This is a genomic window from Rhodocyclaceae bacterium, assembly GCA_020248265.1.
Taxonomy (GTDB): domain Bacteria; phylum Pseudomonadota; class Gammaproteobacteria; order Burkholderiales; family CAIKXV01; genus CAIKXV01.
This window is the reverse complement of record JADCHX010000026.1, coordinates 29,905-49,364: the sequence shown is the minus strand read 5'-3', so window position 1 is coordinate 49,364 and position 19,460 is coordinate 29,905. Positions and strand designations below refer to the sequence as shown.

Genomic DNA, 19,460 nt, shown 5'->3' with positions numbered 1-19,460 from the left:
CGTCCCCTCCAGCGCCCCGATTCTCCGAGGTAGATCCGATGCCAATGACCACCCTCGATACCGGCCTTGAACGACTCGGTCTCGACCTTCCCGCCGCCGCGCGCCAGAAGCTGCTCGACTATGTCGCGCTGATCGCGAAATGGAACCAGGTGCACAACCTGACCGCGATCCGCGAGCCGGTGAAGATGGTGACCCACCATCTGCTCGACAGCCTCGCGCTCCTGAAGGTGATCGACGGCCCGGCCAGGCGGGTGGTCGATATCGGCACCGGGGCAGGGCTCCCGGGCATCCCGCTGGCGATCGCGCGCCCCGACTGGTCGGTCACGCTGCTCGACAGCAACCACAAGAAGGGTGTGTTCCTGCAGCAGGCCGTGAGCGAGCTGGGCCTGTCGAACGCCACCGTCGTCGTGGACCGTGTCGAAGCGTTCCGGCCCGAGGGCGGCTTCGACTACGTGGTGTCGCGCGCCTTCTCCGACCTGCCCGAGTTCGCCGAACTGTCGCGCCACCTGCGCGCGCCCGGTGGTGCACTGCTGGCGATGAAGGGCGTGTACCCCTACGAAGAAGTGCTGCAACTGTCGCCGGAGATCGGCACGGTCGAGGTGATCCGACTCGACGTGCCCGGAGTCGATGCCGAGCGCCACCTCGTGTCGATCGGTGCCGCCTGATGCCGCGCATCCTCGCGATCGCCAACCAGAAGGGCGGCGTCGGCAAGACCACCACCAGCGTGAATCTGGGCGCGAGCCTCGCGGCCGCGAAGCGGCGCGTGCTGCTGGTCGACCTCGATCCGCAGGGCAATGCGACGATGGGCTGCGGCATCGACAAGTCGTCGCTCACCCATTCACTCTATGACGTGCTGCTCGGAGCCGTGCCGGCCGCCGCCGCCCGGGTGCGCTCGGAGAGCTGCGACTACGATGTACTGCCGAGCAACCGCCACCTCGCCGGTGCCGAGATCGAACTGGTGACCATGCCCGAGCGCGAGGCCCGGCTGAAGCAGGCCCTTGCCGCGATCGCCGATGGCTACGACTACATCCTGATCGACTGTCCGCCCGCGCTTAGCCTGCTCACGGTCAATGCCTTCGTCGCGGCCGACGCCGTGATGATTCCGATGCAGTGCGAGTACTACGCCCTGGAGGGCTTGTCCGACCTGGTCGAGACGATCAAGCGGGTGCGCGCGAACCTCAATCCGAAACTCGAGCTCGAAGGCCTGCTGCGCACGATGTACGACCCGCGCAACACGCTGGCGCTGCAGGTCTCGCAGCAGCTCATCCAGCATTTCGGCAGCAAGGTGTACCGCACGGTGATCCCGCGCAACGTCCGGCTGGCCGAAGCGCCGAGCTACGGCCGGCCGGTCCTGGAATTCGACCGGCAATCCAAGGGCGCGCTCGCCTACCTGGCGCTCGCCGGTGAAATGCTCAATCGGGCGGCAATGACATGATGGCAAAACCCAAAGGACTCGGACGCGGCCTCGACGTGCTGCTCGGCGGTGGCGCGATGGACGCATTCGACGCGCCGCCGAAACCGGGCAGCGAGGTCGAGGGCACGCGCGAGCTGCCGATCGACGCGCTGCTGCCGGGCAAGTACCAGCCGCGCACCCGCATGGACGAGGCTGCGCTGGCGGAGCTCGCCGAGTCGATCCGCGAGCAGGGTATCCTGCAGCCGATCCTTGTACGACCGGTGGGCGAGGGCCGCTACGAGATCATCGCCGGTGAACGCCGCTGGCGCGCGTCGCGCCTGGCCGGGCTGACCCAGGTACCGGTGCTGGTCCGGACGATCCCGGACGAATCGGCGCTGGCCATGGCGCTGATCGAGAACATCCAGCGCGAAGACCTGAACGCGCTCGAGGAAGCGCACGGCATCCAGCGCCTGATCGACGAGTTCGGCATGACGCACGAACTGGCTGCCAAGGCCCTCGGCCGCTCGCGCACCGCGGTGTCGAACCTGCTGCGGCTGCGCGCGCTCGGTGCTGCGGTGCAAGAACTCCTCTATGCCGGCGCGATCGAGATGGGCCATGCACGCGCCCTGCTGGGGCTGGATCCCGCGCAGCAGATCGCGCTCGCCAATCGGGTCGCCGCGCAGAAACTTTCAGTTCGCGAGACCGAACGGGAAGTCGCGCGCCTGAACGCACCGCCAGGGGTGCCGGGGGGCGGGGGGCGGCGTGCCGCCCAGGATCCGGATGTCGCGCGCCTGCAGGAACGGCTCGCCCAGTCGCTCGGCACCGGCGTCCGCCTGAAGGTGGGGCCGAAGCATACGGGTCGGATGGAGATCGCCTGGCACTCGCTGGAACACCTGGACGAACTGACCCGGCGGCTCGGCCTGCCGCCCGAATGATCCAAAGGGTTGGTTGACCCGGCGGCACCGGCCGGGCGGTACCCGCGCGAAGGCGACCGGTTGCCGCCTGTGCGCGAATGCACGATAGTCGCGGGCACCATGAACCAGACAACGAGATCGGCCCGCAGGCCGACCGGTATCAAGAAGGAGGCGCGATGCGCGTGACAACGAAAGGATGCCTGCTGACCTTCCTGGGGCTGGCGACGACGTCGGTGCTGGCCCAGGACTACCCCACAAGGCCGATCCGCATCGTGGTGCCTACTGCAGCGGCGGGCTCGCCCGACGTGCTGGCCCGCCTGCTCGCCGAGCGCCTGCGTGAGCGTTGGGGCCAGCCAGTCATCATCGAGAACCGCGCCGGCGCAGGCCAGATCATCGGCGCAGAGATCGTCGCCAAGGCGCCAGCCGATGGATACACGCTGCTGTTGCCTACCGGCACCTACACCACGAGTGTCGCGATCCGCACCGCGCTGCCGTTCGATCCGGCGCGTGACCTGACCGGCGTCGCGATGGTCGGGCAGGGGCCGCTGATGCTGGTGGTTCATCCTTCGCTGCCGGCGCGCAGCATGAAGGAACTCATCGCCCTGGCGAAGGCCCGCCCGGGTGATCTCAATTACGCCACTGCTGGCACGGGCAGCATCATCCATTTCGCCGCCGAGGCGCTGGCTGTCGCGGCCGGCATCGACATCACCCATGTACCGTACAAGAGCGCGACGCCGGCGGTGACCGACCTGGTCGGTGGTCATGTCCAGATGATGATCGTGAGCCTGCCCTCGGTCTGGCCGCAGGTGAAGGCTGGCCGGCTGCGCGCGCTCGCGCTGAGTACGGCAAAGCGGTCGTCGTTCGCACCCGAGATGCCGATCATCGCCGAAACCGTGCCGGGCTACGAGGCGGGCCAGTGGTGGGGCATGCTGGCCCCGGGCAAGACGCCGCCGGACGTGGTGCGCAAGCTCAACGGCGAACTCAACCGCATCCTCGCCTCGGAAGACATGCGTCCACGGTTGGCCGACCAGGGTGCCGAGCCGGTGCTGATGACGCCAGAAGCGTTCACCGAGTACGTGCGCGCCGAGATCGCCAAGTGGCGCAGGATCGCCCAGGATCGCAACATCAAGCCCTGATCGGCCCCGGCACATCCGAAGGAGACTCTGTAATGACCGCAACACCGAACATGCAACCAGGCCCGTCGATCCCCAACCCCGCGAAAGATCGCCTGCTCGCAGGCGAGGTCGTGCTCGGCATGAACGTGCGCATCGTGCGCTCGGGCGACATTGCCCGCATCGCGAAGACCACCGGCCACGACTTCATCTTCATCGACATGCAGCATTCGCTGTATTCGGTCGAGACCATCGGCCACATCGCGCAGGTCGCGCTCGCGATCGGCGTCACGCCGATGGTGCGCGTGCGCAGCGTCGATGACCCGGATACCTCGGTGCTGCTAGACAACGGCGTGACCGGTATCGTCTTTCCGGACGTCAGCAACGCCGACGAAGCCCGGCGTGCGGTCGCCCGCTGCCGCTTCCCGCCCGTCGGACGGCGTTCGGTCGGCGGTGGTTATCCCATGTTCGACTACCGCCCCACCTCCACCGCCGATGCGGTGCCGGTGCTCGACCGGGCGGTGCTCACCGTGTGCATGATCGAGACGCGCGAGGGGCTCGAGAATGTCGAGGAAATCGCCGCGGTCGATGGCTTCGACGTGCTGCACGTGGGCTCGAACGACCTGCTCGCGGCCATCGGCCTGCCTGGCCAGTTCGGCTGCCCGCAGCACCTCGCGGCACTCGATCGGGTGATCGCGGCCGCCAAGGCCAACGGCAAGATCGCCGGGGTCGGCGGCGACCGCAACCTCGCGCGCCAGGTCGAGTTCATCAAGAAGGGCATGCGCTTCGTGACCACCAACAGCGAGATCGCGTTCATGCTTGCCGAAGGCACGCGCGTCACCACCGAACTGCGCAAGGCGCTGGGCTGACCCGGGCAGGCAAAACCCTGCCCGGCATGTGGTTCAGAACCCGAACAGCGCCTTCGGGTTATCGACGAGGATCCGGTGCCGGGTTGCTTCATCCGGCGCCCAGCGCAGCAACAGGTTGAACAGCTGGTTGCTGCCGACCTTGTCCGCGAACGACAGGTGTGGATAGTCGCTACCCCAGATGATCCGGTCGGGAGCGGCGGCAATCAGTGCCTGGGCGATCGGATCGGCATCGGTGAAGCCTGGCACTTCCGACATCCGGTAGACCCCGGTGAGCTTGACCCAGCAGCGGCCGGGCCCATTGCGCAACAGGTCGAGGAAGGCCTTGAAGCCTTCCTGCTGCGGGCCGTCCTTGCCGAGGAACAGCCCCATGTGCGCGACCGTGTGCTGGCAGCGCAGCTGGCGCAGCGTGGGCAGCAGCTCGTAGGTGCACCAGCCCGGCGTGAGAAAGTCGATCTGCCAGCCCCGGTCGGCGAGCTTCGCATCGAGCTGCTCGATGCGCGGCAGCAGCGTCTGCGTGAACCCGGCCTCGAACGGCTTGATCGGGCGTACGTTGAGGCGCACCCCGCGCACGCCCAGCGCATGCAGCCGGTCGAGCTCGGCCTCGGAGATCGACTCGTCGACATCGACGATGCCGCGGCAGGGCAGGGACATGCGTGCCATCGCATCGAGCATGCAGGTGTTGTCCCGGCCGTAGGCGCTGGGCTGCACGAACACGAAGCGCTCGAAGCCGTTGGCCGTCGCGTGCGCGAGGAAGTCCTCGAGCGGGGCGAGTGGCGGCGCATAGCGAAGATCGTCGCCGTACGGATACTGGTTCGCCGGACCGAACACATGGAAATGGGCGTCGCAGGCGCCGGCGGGCGCGCGGAACTTGGCCGGCTCGTCTTGGTAAAGGGTCATGACTTCCTCGATCTACGATGATGGGATTGCGCGATCAGCTACCCGGCGGCGCCGGCCTGCGCGTGATGGAATGCTCGGCGCCGCGCCGCAGTTCCGGTGGCACCGGGCGCCAGGCCAGCGCGCGCACCTCTCCGAACTCGTGTGGCAGCCGCTGCCACTGTTCGCCGCCGTCGGTGCTGCGGAACAGCTGGCCCAGGTTGGTACACAGGAATCTCAGCCGCGGCCGGGAGGGGTCGGCGGCGATGCACCATGGCGTGCTGTTGAGCACGCCGGGCAGCGCGACCATCTGCCAGTCGACACCACCGTTGCGGCTGCGCCACAGGCGGCCGGTGCTGCCGGGCGGTCCGTTGCCGTTGGTGAGCCATACGGTTTGCAGGTCGCCCGGGTCGGTGCTGATCGCGCGCGTGTATTGCCAGGGCGAATCGAGCGGGCGCAGCTGCCAGGTCATGCCGTTGTCGCGGCTCAGGTGCAGGCCGTAGTTGGTGGTGGCGAGCAGCAGCTTGTCGCCGCGAACATCCCGGGATACCGCGATCCCGTGCACGTCGGAAGACACGAGGCCCTGCTTGAGCTGCATCCAGGTTTCGCCTCGGTCGGTACTGCGGAAGATGCCGCCGATCTCGACGCCGGCCCAGACCGTGTCGATGTCGATCGGGTCGAACAGGATCTGCGTGACCCGTGTCGGACCCATCACGATCTCGGAGAACGGCCGCATGCCGGGCGCGGGCAGCGCGCGCCAGTGGCCGCCAGCGTCTTCCGACAGCCAGAAGCCTGCGGGTCGGGTGCCGCAGATCATCCGTGCCGGGTCGCGCGGGTCGATCGCGACCGACCAGATGTCCAGCATCGGAGAGGCGAGCGGCGACCAGCGCCGCGTGGTCTCGTCGAAGCGGAACAGGCCGTGATCGGTGCCGGCGTAGAGGAATCGCGGCGCGTCGGGGTGGGACGCGAAACTCCATACCCGTGCCTCGAGGTACATCCCGGAATGGCTGTTCGGATGCACCCAGGAGTCGCCGAGATCGTCGGAAAACCAGGCCGAGTGTCCGGCTGTACCGGCATAGACCTGCACGCCCCCGCCTTCGACTGCAGCGGGCTCAGGCAGCGACATCGGCCGCGACCTGCAGCTGCTGCCCGATCTGCCACGCGGTGGCATGGATCGATGACGACACCGGGCAACCGAACCGGGCGCGCAGGCGGTCGAGGATCGACTGCGTGGGCAGCTGCGAGCAACCGATGAACAGCGCGTCGCAGCCATCGCCCTGACCTTGCATCAGGTCGACGGCGCGCGCCTCGACCTGCGCGGCAGTGATCAGGCCGAGCTCGGCGACACCGGCGGCCTTGAAGCTCGACAGGGCATGCACGTCGATCGAGGCATCGCCGAGGAAGCGCGTCAGGTCGGCGTTGACGCTGTCACTGTAAGGCGTCACCAGGGCGATGCGGCGTGCACCCTGCGCACGCAGCCACGCGATCATCGAACCGGCGGTCGTGACGGCCGGCACGGCCGTGACTTCCGAGAGCCGCTTGCCGATCGCAGCATCGCGTGCCGGGCCTGCCAGGATTCCCGCGGCCGTACAACCGTAGGCCGTGACATCGACCTCGCCATGGAAAGCCTGCGCGAGGTGCATCGCCTGGTCGACGTACGGGTCGAGGTCGGGCAAGGTCAGCAGGCCTGGCGACCGGGAGATGCCCGTACGCCGACAGGTCGACCCTCCGGGCAGCCAGGCCGGAAGCTCGAGATGCATGGTGGTGTTGTTTTCCGGCACCAGCAGACCGATGCGCACGGGCGACGGGTGCATGGGCAGACCTCCTGGGGGTGCAATCGACGTTCGACGTTCGACGTTCGACGTTCGGCGTTGGACGCACGATTTTCTGTCAAACGAGTATGGCACAGTGCGAACGTTGTTTCGGAGCGTCGCCGCGCCGACGTTGTGCGCCGCCGCACGCCCCCGTTGACAACAGGGGCGGTGGCAGGCAAGAATCAAGGGCTTTGTAGGCGCGGCGTAAGCGGGCACCGTCGGAACCAGGGCGAGTCGGCAACCTGATGTACCAGGAATGATGTCTGTGCCATCCGGTTTCGTCGCGATCGTCGGTCTGCAGGCAGCGCTGGTGCTCGTTGCCGCCATCTCCATGGGTGTCTTCATCGACGCCCCTGCGGGCTGGTCGACGCTGGCGGGCGGTGCAGCATGCTGGCTGCCGAGCGCGCTGTTCGCGTGGCGGCTTTCGCTGGCGTTGCGCTACCGACCCGACCAGGTTGCTGCCGTGTTCTTCATCGGCGAGTTTGCAAAGATGCTGTTCACCGTGCTGATCCTGTTTGCGATGGCACGGGTGGTCGACACGATATTCTGGCCGGGCGCAGTGCTCGGCGTGATCGTCGCGGTGAAAGCGAACTGGCTGGCGCTGCTGCTGCGCCGCTGATCAACGCCTACGCCGACCTAGCCCGCGCGAAACCCCCGCGACACCTGCCCCGCACCCTGCCAGATACACCGCGCAGTCCCCGATCCCTCAAGACCGACTCGATCCATGTCCGCCGCCGATCACCACTACGCGCCCAACGCGACCGAATACATCGTCCACCATCTGGCGCACTGGCAGACGGAAAAGCAGAAGTCGATCGTCGACTTCTCGATCATCAACATCGACACCCTGCTGTTCTCGCTGCTTTGCCTGGCTCTGACGCTGTGGATGCTGCGCTCGGCCGCGAAGCGCGCGACCAGCGGCGTCCCCACCAAGTTCCAGGCGGCGATCGAGATCCTCGTCGAGATGGTCGAAGACCAGAGCAAGTCGATCGTGCATGGCAACCGCGCCTTCATCGCGCCGCTCGCGCTGACCGTGTTCGTCTGGATCGTGATGATGAACGCGATCGACCTGCTCCCGGTCGACCTGCTGCCGAAGATCGCCGCACTGTTCGGTTACTACGGCGCCGGCCTCAATGCACACGATGTCTACCTGCGGCCGCTGCCGACCGCCGATCTGAACGGCACGCTCGGCATGTCGCTCGGCGTGCTGATCCTGATGCTCTACTACGGGGTCAAGATCAAGGGCCTCGGCGGCTTCATCCACGAACTGTTCTGCGCCCCGTTCGGCGCGCACCCCCTGCTCTGGCCAGCCAACTTCCTGCTGAACCTGATCGAGTACCTGGCCAAGATGGTGTCGCTCGGCATGCGGTTGTTCGGCAACATGTACGCCGGCGAACTGCTGTTCTTCCTGATCGCGCTGATGGGTGGCTACGCGGCGATGCACGCCACCGGCCTCGCGCTGGCGCTGGTCCACGTCATCGCCGGCACGGGCTGGCTGCTGTTCCACATCCTGATCGTGCTGCTGCAGGCCTTCATCTTCATGATGCTGACCCTCGTCTACATCGGGCAGGCGCACGAAGGCCACTGAGTGTCGGTTTTTTCGGTTTCCGTTCCTTTCCCCTCACCTGTTTCAATCGAGTTTTTTCCACAGGAGTAGTTGTGATGACTGACGTAGCCTTCGTAGCCCTCGCCTGCGGTTTGATCATCGGCCTCGGTGCCATCGGTGCCTGTATCGGCATCGGCGTCATGGGCGGCAAGTACATCGAAGCCGCAGCGCGCCAGCCCGAACTGATGAACACGCTGCAGACCAAGATGTTCCTGCTGGCTGGCCTGATCGACGCGGCGTTCCTGATCGGTGTCGGTATCGCGATGATGTTCGCGTTCGCCAACCCGTTCGCCGGCTGATCCACCCCCGCCGGCACCTGCTGTGCCCGTCGCCCGTCCACGCCCGTGCGTGAGGCGGCGGCGCCCGAAGGTCGGGCAGCGGGTTTCGCAGCAGGCAGCATCCACCAGCGTTCGCGCGCAGCCACCCGACCGGCCCCCCGGACCGGGGCTGCACGGATCGATCGAGGTTTGACATGAGTATCAACGCTACGCTGTTCATACAGCTGATCGTCTTCTTCATCGGTGCGATGATCACCATGAAGTTCATCTGGCCGCCGCTGATCGGTGCGCTGGAAGAGCGCCAGAAGAAGATTGCCGACGGCCTCGCCGCCGGCGAGCGCGGCAAGCAGGACCTGCTCGCCGCCGAAAAGCGCGCCCAGGAAGCCGATCGTGCCGCTCGCGACCGCGCCCAGGAAATCCTGGCGCAGAGCGAGAAGCGCGCCGCTGCCGTGATCGAGGAAGCGAAGGTTGCGGCGAAGGCCGAAGCCGACCGCATCTCGGCCGCCGCCAAGGCCGAAGTCGAACAGGAAGTCCAGCGTGCCCGCCAGGCCCTGCGCGAGCAGGTTGCTGCCCTCGCGGTGGCTGGTGCCGAGCGCATCCTCAAGCGTGAAGTCGACGCCAGCGCCCATGCGGCGATGCTGAACGACCTCAAGCAGGCACTCTGAGCGTAACGATGGCCGAGATCTCCACCGTCGCCCGTCCCTACGCCGAAGCTGCGTTCAAGCTGGCCCAGGAGTCCGGTTCCGTCCCGGCATGGGCCGACCTGGTCGGCAGCCTCGGTTCGATCACCGCCGATCCGCAGGTGTCGAGCCGGCTGAGCGACCCGGGTCTGCAGCCGGCCCGGCTCGCCGATTTCTTCGCCAGCCTCGTACCGGGTGGCCTGCCCGCCGAGGCGAAGAACTTCGTGCTGATGCTGGCCGAGAACGGCCGCGTCGAACTGCTGCCGGAGATCGCGGCTCAGTTCCATGCGCTGCGCAACGCGGCCGAAGGCCGCGCCGACCTGGTGATCGAATCGGCCTTCCCGCTGGAAGGCGCCGCGCTCGCGGATCTGGTCGCCAGCCTCGAGAAGAAATTCGCGCGCCAACTCAACTATCGCGTGGTGATCGTCCCCGAGCTCATCGGCGGGGTCCGTGTCACCGTCGGCGACGAAGTGCTGGACGCTTCGGTGCGCGGCCGTCTCGCGCAGATGGCCACCGCCCTTCAATCCTAGGAGCACTGTGATGCAATTGAACCCGTCCGAGATCAGCGAGCTGATCAAGAGCCGAATCCAGAATCTGGGCGTCGACTCGGAGGTGCGCAACCAGGGCACCATCGTGTCGGTCGCCGACGGCATCTGCCGCGTGCACGGCCTGTCCAACGTGATGCAGGGCGAGATGCTCGAGTTCCCGAACAACACGTTCGGCCTCGCGCTCAACCTCGAGCGTGATTCCGTCGGCGCGGTGATTCTGGGCGAGTACCAGCACCTGTCCGAAGGCGACACCGTCAAGACCACCGGCCGCATCCTGGAAGTGCCGGTCGGCCCTGAGCTCATCGGCCGCGTGGTCGACGCGCTGGGCAATCCGATCGACGGCAAGGGCCCGATCAACGCGAAGATGACCGACGTCATCGAGAAGGTCGCTCCGGGCGTGATCGACCGCCGCTCGGTGTCGCAGCCGGTGCAGACCGGCCTGAAGTCGATCGACGCGATGGTGCCGGTCGGACGCGGCCAGCGTGAGCTGATCATCGGCGACCGCCAGACCGGCAAGACTGCGGTGGCCGTCGACACGATCATCAACCAGAAGGGCAAGGATCTCTTCTGCGTGTATGTCGCGATCGGCCAGAAGGCCTCGACCGTCGCCAACGTCGTGCGCAAGCTCGAAGAGTACGGCGCGATGGCCTACACGATCGTCGTCGCCGCCTCGGCCTCCGAGTCGCCGGCGATGCAGTACATCTCGGCGTACTCCGGTTGCACGATGGGCGAGTACTTCCGTGACCGCGGCCAGGACGCGCTGATCGTCTACGACGACCTGACCAAACAGGCCGTCGCCTATCGCCAGATCTCGCTGCTGCTGCGCCGCCCGCCGGGCCGCGAAGCGTACCCCGGCGACGTGTTCTATCTGCACAGCCGCCTGCTCGAGCGTGCGGCGCGCGTGAACGAAGACTATGTCGAGGCGTTCACCAAGGGCGAAGTGAAAGGCAAGACCGGTTCGCTGACCGCCCTGCCGATCATCGAGACCCAGGCCGGCGACGTGTCGGCATTCGTGCCGACCAACGTGATCTCGATCACCGACGGCCAGATCTTCCTCGAGACCGACCTGTTCAACGCCGGTATCCGTCCCGCGATCAATGCCGGCGTGTCGGTGTCGCGCGTCGGTGGCGCGGCACAGACCAAGGTCATCAAGAAGCTCGGCGGCGGTGTTCGCCTGTCGCTCGCGCAGTACCGCGAGCTGGCGGCGTTCGCGCAGTTCGCCTCCGACCTCGACGACGCGACGCGCCGCCAACTCGAGCGTGGCCGCCTGGTCACCGAACTGATGAAGCAGGCCCAGTACCAGCCGCTGCAGGTCTGGGAGATGGCGCTGACGCTGTTCGCGGTCAACAACAACTTCTACGACGACGTCGACGTGAAGAAGGCGCTGTCGTTCGAGCGTGCGCTGCGCGACTTCGTCAAGACCAAGTACGCGGCCCTGGCCGAGTCGATCGAGTCGAGCAAGGACCTGTCGAAGGACGACGAGGCCAAGCTGACCGCGGCCATCCAGGACTTCAAGAAGACCGGCAGCTACTGATCCGGCAGCGTTCATTGCAGCACCGGCCCGGGCAGGTCGTTCGCCCGGGCCGCTGAACCCGACGAGTTCGAGAGCAGATCGAGATGGCAGGCTCCAAGGAAATCCGCAGCAAGATCAAGAGCGTCGAGAACACGCGCAAGATCACCAAGGCGATGGAGATGGTCGCTGCGAGCAAGATGCGCAAGGCGCAGGACCGCATGCGGGCCGCGCGCCCGTACGCCGAGAAGATCCGCAACATCGCCGCCCACCTCGCTTCGGCAAACTCCGAGTACAAGCACCCGTTCCTGGTGGCGCACGGTGAGCTGAAGAACGTCGGCTTCATCGTGGTCACTTCCGACAAGGGCCTGTGCGGCGGCCTGAACACCAACCTGCTGCGCCAGGTGCTGGGACGGATGCGCGACAACGAATCGCGCAAGGTCGGTATCGAAGCCACCGCCATCGGCAACAAGGGCTTTGGCTTCCTGCAGCGGCTGGGTGCGCGCATCGTGTCGCACGTGACCGGCCTGGGCGATACGCCGCGCATGGACAAGCTGATCGGCCCGGTCAAGATCATGCTCGACAAGTTCGCAGCGGGCGAGATCGACGCGGTCTACCTCTGCTACAACGACTTCATCAACACGATGAAGCAGGAGCCGAAGATCGAGCAGCTGCTGCCGCTGTCGGCCGAGCAGATGTCTGCCGACCCCGCCGTCGATGCAGCCGCCGGCAGCACGTCGCTGTCGTGGGATTACCTCTACGAGCCCGATGCGCAGGCCGTCCTCGACGAACTGCTCACGCGCTACGTCGAGGCGCTCGTGTTCCAGGCGATCGCCGAGAACATGGCGTCGGAGCAGAGTGCGCGCATGGTCGCGATGAAGTCCGCCAGCGACAACGCGAAGAAAGTGATCGACGAGCTGAAGCTCGTCTACAACAAGGCCCGCCAGGCGGCGATCACCAAAGAGCTGTCGGAGATCGTCTCCGGCGCCGCCGCCGTCTGAACCATTTCAAGTCAAGGAAGCAGCCATGAGCAACGGAACCGTCGTTCAGTGCATCGGACCCGTGGTCGACATTCAATTCCCGCGCGACTCGATGCCCGCCATCTATGACGCGCTGATCCTCGAGGACAGCGACAACGCCAGCTTCGCCGAGAAGGGGCTCACCTTCGAAGTGCAGCAGCAGCTCGGCGACGGCATCGTGCGCGCCATCGCGATGGGCTCCTCCGACGGCCTGCGCCGCGGCATGCAGGTGCGCGGCACCGGCAAGGGCATCTCGGTGCCGGTCGGTACCGCCACCCTCGGCCGCATCATGGACGTGCTCGGCCGTCCGATCGACCAGGCCGGCGACATCGCCACCGAAGAGCGCCGTGCCATCCACCAGCCGGCGCCGAAGTTCGACGAGCTGTCGCCGTCGGTCGAACTGCTGCCCACCGGCATCAAGGTGATCGACCTGATCTGCCCGTTCGCCAAGGGCGGCAAGATCGGCCTGTTCGGCGGCGCCGGCGTCGGCAAGACCGTGAACATGATGGAACTGATCAACAACATCGCGAAGAGCTACGGCGGCTACTCGGTGTTTGCCGGCGTCGGCGAGCGCACCCGCGAGGGCAACGACTTCTACCACGAGATGGAAGAGTCGAAGGTGCTCGACAAGGTCGCGATGGTGTTCGGCCAGATGAACGAGCCGCCGGGCAACCGCCTGCGCGTGGCGCTGACCGGCCTGACGATGGCCGAGAAGTTCCGCGACGAAGGCCGTGACATCCTGTTCTTCGTCGACAACATCTACCGCTACACCCTGGCCGGTACCGAAGTATCGGCACTGCTGGGCCGGATGCCGTCGGCGGTGGGTTACCAGCCGACGCTGGCCGAAGAGATGGGCCGCCTGCAGGAGCGTATCGTCTCCACCAAGGTCGGCTCGATCACCTCGATCCAGGCCGTGTACGTTCCCGCAGACGACCTGACCGATCCGTCGCCGGCGACCACCTTCGCCCACCTCGACGCTACCGTCGTGCTGTCGCGCGACATCGCCTCGCTGGGCATCTACCCGGCGGTCGACCCGCTCGACTCGACCTCGCGCCAGCTGGACCCGAACGTGATCGGCGAAGAGCACTACAACGTGACGCGCGCGGTGCAGCAGACCCTGCAGCGCTACAAGGAACTGCGCGACATCATCGCGATCCTGGGCATGGACGAGCTTTCGCCGGAAGACAAGCTGGCCGTGTCCCGTGCGCGGAAGATCCAGCGCTTCCTGTCGCAGCCGTTCAACGTCGCCGAAGTGTTCACCGGCTCGCCGGGCAAGATCGTCGCGTTGAAGGACACAATCAAGGGCTTCAAGATGATCGTCGACGGCGAGTGCGACGCGCTGCCGGAGCAGGCGTTCTACATGGTCGGCACGATCGAAGAAGCCTTCGAAAAAGCCAAGACCCTGCAGTAACCGCAGCAACGACACGGAAGAGCCCGGACCGCCATGGCCAACACCATCCACGTAGACGTCGTCAGCGCCGAAGAGAGCATCTTCTCCGGCGAGGCCGAGTTCGTCGTCCTGCCGGGCGAAGCCGGCGAGCTGGGCATCTATCCGCAGCACACGCCGCTGATCACCCGCATCAAGCCCGGTGCCGTACGCATCAAGGTCGCGGGCAAGGACGACGAAGAGTTCGTGTTCGTCGCTGGTGGCATCCTCGAAGTGCAGCCGAAGACGGTGACCGTGCTCGCCGACACCGCCATCCGCGGCCATGACCTCGACGAGGCCAAGGCCGAGGAAGCGCGCAAGCAGGCTGAAGAAACGCTGCGCAACGCGAAGGGTCAGCTCGAAGTCGCAACCGCCCAGGCCGAACTGGCAACCCTCGCTGCGCAGATCGCGTCGATCCGAAAGTTCCGCCAGAAGCGCTGATTATCCGCCGGCCGCCGTCCGGGCTGGGTGCGGGCAGGGATGCCTGCGGTAAACCCCGGTTCGCGTGGACGCGCTGCTCTCCTCGCCAAGCCGTGAGTCGACCATGCGCCCGTTGTCCGACCTGCCAGCTTCCGTCCGAGCGCGCATGCGCGGCGTTCTGCTCGACCTCGACGATACGCTCACGACCGGTGGGCGGCTGACCAGCGACGCCTACTTCGCCCTCGAGCGTCTGTACCACGCCGACTTCATCACGGTGCTGGTCACCGGACGCCCGGCCGGATGGTGCGACCATATCGCCCGCATGTGGCCGGTGCATGCGGTGGTCGGAGAGGGCGGCAGCCTGTGCTTCTGGCGTGATCCGCACGCCAATCGTCTGCGCCAGATGTACGTCGATCCGCCCGATGTACGTCGCCGGAACCGCGACGCGCTGGCTGCGATCGCCACCCGCATCCTTGCCGAGGTGCCCGGCTGCGCGCTCTCGACTGACCAGCCCTACCGTGAATGCGACCTCGCGATCGACTGGGCCGAGGATGTCGTGCGCCTGCCGATGCAGAAGGTCGACCGCATCATCGAGATCATGCGCGAAGGCGGGCTCACCGCGATGGCCAGTGCCGGGCATGTCAATGGCTGGTTCGGCAACTACGACAAGCTGGGCATGACGCGTCGCTTCTTCAGCGAGGTACTCGACATCGACCTCGATGCGCAGCGTGCGCTGTTCGCCTATCTCGGCGATTCTCCGAACGACAGCCCGATGTTCCAGTATTTCCCGCATTCGATCGGCGTTGCCAACGTGATGGAAGTCAGGGATCGGCTCGAGTTCCCGCCGGCCTACATCACTGCGCGCCGCAGCGGTGACGGTTTCTGCGAGGCCGTGGGCGCGCTGTTCGAGGCGCGCTGAACCACCGCGCGTTGCGGCGTGGCGCCCGCGTGCGCCGTGCTATCTTGCGGCAAACCAACAGCGGGGGCATGCAGCCCCTGCACGACCCGGCACATGCCGGCGTCTTCGGAGGCGCAACACATGAAGTCTGCAAGCACACTTGCCGCGGCGCGGTTCGGCACCGGCTACCGTGGTGCCGCGGTCGTGGCGCTCTGCGCCCTTGCCGGCAGCGCGTTCGCGCAGGCGTGGCCGACCAAACCGATCCGCATCGTCGTGCCATACGCTGCCGGCGGGCCGCTCGATGACGTGGCGCGTACGCTGGGCGCGCGCATGTCCGAGACCTGGGGCCAGACGGTGGTCGTCGACAACCGCGGCGGTGCGGGCGGCAGCCTCGGCGCCGACCTGGTCGCGCGCTCCGCGCCCGACGGCTACACGATCCTCCTCGGCAATTCGGGCCCGATGACGATCAACCCGAACCTGATGAAGAAGATCCCGTACGATGCAGTGAAGGACTTCACGCCGATCTCACTCATCCTGAACTCACCGATGGTGATGGTGGTGAGCCCGACGCTGCCGGTGAAGGACGTCGCCGGGCTGGTGAAGCTCGCGCGCGCGCGGCCGAACGAACTGAACTACGCCTCGGCAGGCGTCGGCAACCTGCAGCATCTCGGCATGGAGTCGGTGCAGGCGAGCGCCGGCATCCGGATGAACCATGTGCCATACAAGGGCGCGGCGCCGGCCTTCATCGACATCTTCGGCGGCCGCATAGAACTGATGTTCGCCAATGTCGTCGGTGCCCTGCCGCACATCAAGGCCGGCAAGCTGCGCGCGATCGCCGTCTCGTCGGCGAAGCGATCCACGGCACTGCCCGACATACCGAGCGTCGGCGAGACCATCAAGGGTTTCGACATGACTGCCTGGATGGGCCTGTTCGGCGCGGCGAACACGCCCAAGGACATCGTCACGAAGATGAGCGGCGAGGTCGCGCGCATCGTGCAGCTGCCCGACGTGCGCGCGCGGATGCTCGGGCAGGGAGCCGAGCCGGTCGGCGGCACGCCGCAGGACCTTGCCGACCTGATGGCGCGCGAGACCGCGCTCTACGCGAAGATCATCAAGACGTCGGGCATCCAGCCGGAGTAGCACGCCGACGCGGCGTGCCGCACCTGACCGCCGGGTTCAGCCGTCGACCTTGATCCCGGCCGATGGTTGCCGCGCCCGATGACGCATAGGCCAGGAACCCCGGCTTCGCCTTCGCGATCGCGATCAGCTCCGACACGCGCTTCGCCGGCACGCGCGGATTCACCGCCAGCACGTAGGCGGTCAGCGCCATGCTGCCCATCGGGACCAGGTCCTTCACCGGGTCATAGCCGACCTTCGGTTGCATCAGCGGGCCGATCACCAGGCTCGAGTTGTTGCCCACGCCCAGCGTGTAGCCATCCGGCGCCGACTTCGCGACGACCTCCATGCCGGTGGTGGCGCCGGCACCGGGCCGGTTCTCGACGATCACCGGTTGTGCCCACAGCTCGCCCAGCCGCGGCCCGACCAGCCGCACGATCAGGTCGTTCGGTCCGCCGGGCGCGAACGGCACCACGATGCGCACCGGCTTCGCGGGAAACGGTGCGGGCTGCGCCGTCGCGGGCTCCACACCTGCCGCCATCGACAGCACCGACAAGGAAACCGCCACGGCGAACGGGTACGGCGCGGCAGGCAACGGAAAGCAGCGGTTCAAGGGCGTGCTCCGGAAACGCGGGGGACGAACGAACTGCGTGAAGCGATATCGAGGCCGATCGGCGACTGCCGCCGTCATTGCTCCGCGCGCACGCCGGCCTGCTTCACCAGCTTGATGTACTTGTCGAGATCGCGGATGAAGAACTGCACGAACTCACTGCCGCCCAGGAACACTGGGTCGGCACCGTCGCGTTCGAGCGCCGCGCGCACGCCGGCCGAACCGTGCGCCTTGCGTACTTCACCCACCAGCCGTTCCTGGATCGGGGCAGGCGTGCCACCGGGCGCGAAGACGCCGTACCAGATGTCCATCGAATAGCCGGGGAAGGTCGCCGCGATCGGGTCGACGCCGGGCAGCGTCTTCGCGGCATTGGGCGTGGTCACCGCGAGCGCGCGCAGCCGGCCAGCCCGGATCAGCGGCAGTGCGCTCGGTGCGGTGGTGATGCCCATGTCGAGGTCGCCGCCCATCAGCGCGGTCATCATCGGTACCGCGCCCTTGTACGGGATATGCGTCATCTCGATGCCGGCCGAAAGCCGCAACAGTTCACCCGACAGGTGCCCGCTGGTACCGGCGCCGTTGGTACCGAAGTTGAGCCCGCCCTTCGAACGCTTCGCCCAGGCGACCAGGTCCTTCATGTTCTTCATCGGCAGCGACGGGTGCACGATGACCACCAGCGGCGCGCTCGCCACCAGCGCCACCGGGGCGATGTCGGTGCGTACGTTGTAGGTGAGCTTCTGGTACAGCGCCGCGTTGATCACCAGTGAATTCGAGGTGAGCATGATCGTGTAGCCGTCCGGTGCTGCCTTTGCCGTGGCCTCCGCGCCCAGGTTGCCGCCAGCGCCCGCACGATTCTCGACCGTCACCGGCTGTCCGAGTCCCTCGGCGATCTGCATCGCGAAGGTACGGGCGAGCTGGTCGGTGCCGCCACCGGGCGGGAACGGCGCAATCATGCGCAGCGCGCGCGTCGGGTAGGGCGCGGCTGGTTGGGCCGCAGCCAGCCCGCTGGCGAACAGCACTGACAGTCCGGCGGTGGCGGCAGCAGCAGCGGCCAGGCGCCGGCTGCCGGCGAAGGTTGTAGCGGTTGTCGTCATTCCTGCGCTCATCGAAGCTCCTCCTCGGGAGCCCGATGGTAAGTCGAGTCGAGTCTGGCCGGCGCATCCGATAGTCGACGAGGATCGAGTCAGACACCGCCGTAGTGACCGATGACCGCAGTCACGGATCGCTCTCGTGGACGCCCGCCGATGCTGCGCGCGCCGCGACCGGGCAGAATCCGGGCTGACCCGAGCCGATGGAGCTTTACGATGACCCCGTCCGACATCGACCTGCGCAGCGACACCGTCACGCGTCCGACGCCCGAGATGCTGGCGGCGATGGCCCACGCCAGCCTGGGCGACGATTCACGCGATGGCGATCCGACCGTCGAGCGGCTCGAGGATCTCGCCGCCCTGCGCTGCGGCAAGGAGGCTGGCCTGTTCCTGCCATCGGGCACGATGGCCAATCTGGTGGCGATCCTCGCCCACACCGGCCGCGCCGGCGAAGTGCTGATGGAAGCGAACTCGCACACGCTCACCTCCGAACTGGGTGGCATCGGCGCGCTCGCCGGTCTGTTCACCCGGCCGCTGCCCGGCCATCGCGGCGCACCCGATTTCGATGCGCTGCGTGCGGCCGTGCGGCGGCCGGGCATCGGCCGCAGCAATGTCGGCACCGCACTGATCCAGCTCGAGACCTCGCACAATCACGCAGGCGGGGCGGTGCTGCCGCTGTCGTTGATGGCCGCCGTACGCAGCCTGTCGCTGCAGCACAACGTGCCGGTCCATGTCGACGGCGCCCGGCTGTTCAATGCTGCAACTGCGCTGGGCGTGGGTGTCGACGTGATCGCGCAGCATGCCGACTCGGTGAACTTCTGCATCTCGAAAGGGCTGTCGGCCCCGATCGGCTCGCTGCTCTGCGGGACGGCAGAATTCATCGAGCAGGCAAGGGGTTACCGGCGGATGGTCGGCGGCGCGATGCGCCAGGCCGGCCCGCTCGCCGCCGCCGGCATCCTCGCGATCGAGAAGATGTCCGATCGCCTCGGCGAGGATCACGCCACGGCAAGGCAGCTAGCCACCGGCCTCGCCGCGCTCGACCCGAGCCTCGTCGACCCTGCAGCCATCGAGACCAACATCGTGCGGATCGATGTCTCGAAGAGCCCGCTGGACGCCGAAACCTGGGAGCGGGAGCTGGGTGCGGTCGGTATCCGGGTCGGCGCCTATGGTGCGCAAAAGCAGCTGCGGCTGGTCACCCACCGGCATGTCGATGCTGCAGCCATCGACCGCGTGCTGGACGCAGTTCGAAAAATGCTGCAGCGCTGACCCGCAGCAATCGATCCCGATCC

The 19,460-nt window shown here is 66.9% G+C and carries 22 protein-coding genes; 17 read left to right on the top strand and 5 right to left on the bottom strand.

What is annotated here, in order from left to right; genetic code table 11:
* Positions 1-38 precede the first annotated feature (38 nt).
* From rsmG to ING98_20295, 5 genes are all read left to right on the top strand, one after another.
* Positions 39-665 (top strand): 16S rRNA (guanine(527)-N(7))-methyltransferase RsmG, encoded by a 627-nt coding sequence (gene rsmG / locus ING98_20315; protein MCA3104222.1) that lies wholly within the window; start codon positions 39-41, stop codon positions 663-665.
* Positions 665-1,435 (top strand): ParA family protein, encoded by a 771-nt coding sequence (locus tag ING98_20310; protein ID MCA3104221.1) that lies wholly within the window; start codon positions 665-667, stop codon positions 1,433-1,435. Before rsmG ends, ING98_20310 begins: the two co-directional genes overlap by 1 nt.
* Positions 1,435-2,328, top strand: a complete 894-nt coding sequence (locus tag ING98_20305) for a ParB/RepB/Spo0J family partition protein (GenBank protein ID MCA3104220.1) — start codon at positions 1,435-1,437, stop codon at positions 2,326-2,328. Before ING98_20310 ends, ING98_20305 begins: the two co-directional genes overlap by 1 nt.
* 155 nt (positions 2,329-2,483) lie before the next feature.
* Positions 2,484-3,443 carry a tripartite tricarboxylate transporter substrate binding protein gene (locus ING98_20300; GenBank protein MCA3104219.1) on the top strand — a complete coding sequence of 320 codons (960 nt, stop codon included), beginning with the start codon at positions 2,484-2,486 and terminating at the stop codon, positions 3,441-3,443.
* Positions 3,444-3,493: 50 nt separating this feature from the next.
* Complete coding sequence (locus ING98_20295; GenBank protein ID MCA3104218.1) at positions 3,494-4,288, top strand: aldolase; 795 nt, start codon at positions 3,494-3,496, stop codon at positions 4,286-4,288.
* A gap of 33 nt (positions 4,289-4,321) precedes the next feature.
* Here the strand turns inward: ING98_20295 and ING98_20290 are convergent, their stop codons facing one another.
* The 3 genes from ING98_20290 to ING98_20280 are packed head-to-tail and all read right to left on the bottom strand — an operon-like array spanning position 4,322 to position 6,975.
* Complete coding sequence (locus tag ING98_20290) at positions 4,322-5,185, bottom strand: amidohydrolase family protein (protein MCA3104217.1); 864 nt, start codon at positions 5,183-5,185, stop codon at positions 4,322-4,324.
* 34 nt (positions 5,186-5,219) lie between these two features.
* On the bottom strand, positions 5,220-6,287 hold the full coding sequence (locus ING98_20285; protein ID MCA3104216.1) for a hypothetical protein: 1,068 nt from the start codon (positions 6,285-6,287) through the stop codon (positions 5,220-5,222).
* Positions 6,274-6,975 carry a hypothetical protein gene (locus ING98_20280; protein ID MCA3104215.1) on the bottom strand — a complete coding sequence of 234 codons (702 nt, stop codon included), beginning with the start codon at positions 6,973-6,975 and terminating at the stop codon, positions 6,274-6,276. Before ING98_20280 ends, ING98_20285 begins: the two co-directional genes overlap by 14 nt.
* 259 nt (positions 6,976-7,234) lie before the next feature.
* Between ING98_20280 and ING98_20275 the strand changes: the two genes are divergently transcribed.
* The 11 genes from ING98_20275 to ING98_20225 all read left to right on the top strand — a co-directional run bounded on the left by ING98_20275 (position 7,235) and on the right by ING98_20225 (position 16,500).
* The gene (locus ING98_20275; GenBank protein MCA3104214.1) at positions 7,235-7,594 is read left to right on the top strand and encodes an ATP synthase subunit I; all 360 of its coding nucleotides are present in this window, start codon (positions 7,235-7,237) and stop codon (positions 7,592-7,594) included.
* A gap of 105 nt (positions 7,595-7,699) precedes the next feature.
* On the top strand, positions 7,700-8,563 hold the full coding sequence (atpB, locus tag ING98_20270) for a F0F1 ATP synthase subunit A (GenBank protein MCA3104213.1): 864 nt from the start codon (positions 7,700-7,702) through the stop codon (positions 8,561-8,563).
* A 74-nt stretch (positions 8,564-8,637) separates the two neighbouring features.
* Positions 8,638-8,880: a F0F1 ATP synthase subunit C gene (atpE, locus tag ING98_20265; protein MCA3104212.1), complete on the top strand. Its 243-nt coding sequence runs from the start codon at positions 8,638-8,640 to the stop codon at positions 8,878-8,880.
* 173 nt (positions 8,881-9,053) lie between these two features.
* Entirely contained in the window at positions 9,054-9,524 is a 471-nt protein-coding gene (locus tag ING98_20260) for a F0F1 ATP synthase subunit B (protein MCA3104211.1), read from the top strand.
* Positions 9,525-9,532: 8 nt separating this feature from the next.
* Positions 9,533-10,069 carry a F0F1 ATP synthase subunit delta gene (locus ING98_20255; protein MCA3104210.1) on the top strand — a complete coding sequence of 179 codons (537 nt, stop codon included), beginning with the start codon at positions 9,533-9,535 and terminating at the stop codon, positions 10,067-10,069.
* Between the two features lie 10 nt (positions 10,070-10,079).
* The gene (locus ING98_20250) at positions 10,080-11,621 is read left to right on the top strand and encodes a F0F1 ATP synthase subunit alpha (protein MCA3104209.1); all 1,542 of its coding nucleotides are present in this window, start codon (positions 10,080-10,082) and stop codon (positions 11,619-11,621) included.
* Positions 11,622-11,704: 83 nt separating this feature from the next.
* Positions 11,705-12,598, top strand: coding sequence for a F0F1 ATP synthase subunit gamma (atpG, locus tag ING98_20245; protein ID MCA3104208.1), 894 nt, complete (start codon positions 11,705-11,707; stop codon positions 12,596-12,598).
* Positions 12,599-12,623: 25 nt separating this feature from the next.
* Entirely contained in the window at positions 12,624-14,027 is a 1,404-nt protein-coding gene (gene atpD, locus ING98_20240; protein MCA3104207.1) for a F0F1 ATP synthase subunit beta, read from the top strand.
* Between the two features lie 33 nt (positions 14,028-14,060).
* Positions 14,061-14,483: a F0F1 ATP synthase subunit epsilon gene (locus ING98_20235; protein ID MCA3104206.1), complete on the top strand. Its 423-nt coding sequence runs from the start codon at positions 14,061-14,063 to the stop codon at positions 14,481-14,483.
* A 103-nt stretch (positions 14,484-14,586) separates the two neighbouring features.
* Complete coding sequence (locus ING98_20230; protein MCA3104205.1) at positions 14,587-15,381, top strand: HAD-IIB family hydrolase; 795 nt, start codon at positions 14,587-14,589, stop codon at positions 15,379-15,381.
* Between the two features lie 120 nt (positions 15,382-15,501).
* Positions 15,502-16,500 (top strand): tripartite tricarboxylate transporter substrate binding protein, encoded by a 999-nt coding sequence (locus tag ING98_20225; protein ID MCA3104204.1) that lies wholly within the window; start codon positions 15,502-15,504, stop codon positions 16,498-16,500.
* Here ING98_20225 and ING98_20220 read toward each other — a convergent pair.
* Positions 16,472-17,089 carry a hypothetical protein gene (locus ING98_20220; GenBank protein ID MCA3104203.1) on the bottom strand — a complete coding sequence of 206 codons (618 nt, stop codon included), beginning with the start codon at positions 17,087-17,089 and terminating at the stop codon, positions 16,472-16,474. The genes ING98_20225 and ING98_20220 overlap by 29 nt on opposite strands.
* Before the next feature lie 74 nt (positions 17,090-17,163).
* Positions 17,164-18,189 carry a tripartite tricarboxylate transporter substrate binding protein gene (locus tag ING98_20215; protein ID MCA3104202.1) on the bottom strand — a complete coding sequence of 342 codons (1,026 nt, stop codon included), beginning with the start codon at positions 18,187-18,189 and terminating at the stop codon, positions 17,164-17,166.
* Positions 18,190-18,387: 198 nt separating this feature from the next.
* On the opposite strand from ING98_20215, the gene ING98_20210 reads away from it, so the two are divergent.
* Entirely contained in the window at positions 18,388-19,437 is a 1,050-nt protein-coding gene (locus ING98_20210; protein ID MCA3104201.1) for a low specificity L-threonine aldolase, read from the top strand.
* The last annotated feature ends 23 nt before the right edge of the window (positions 19,438-19,460 follow it).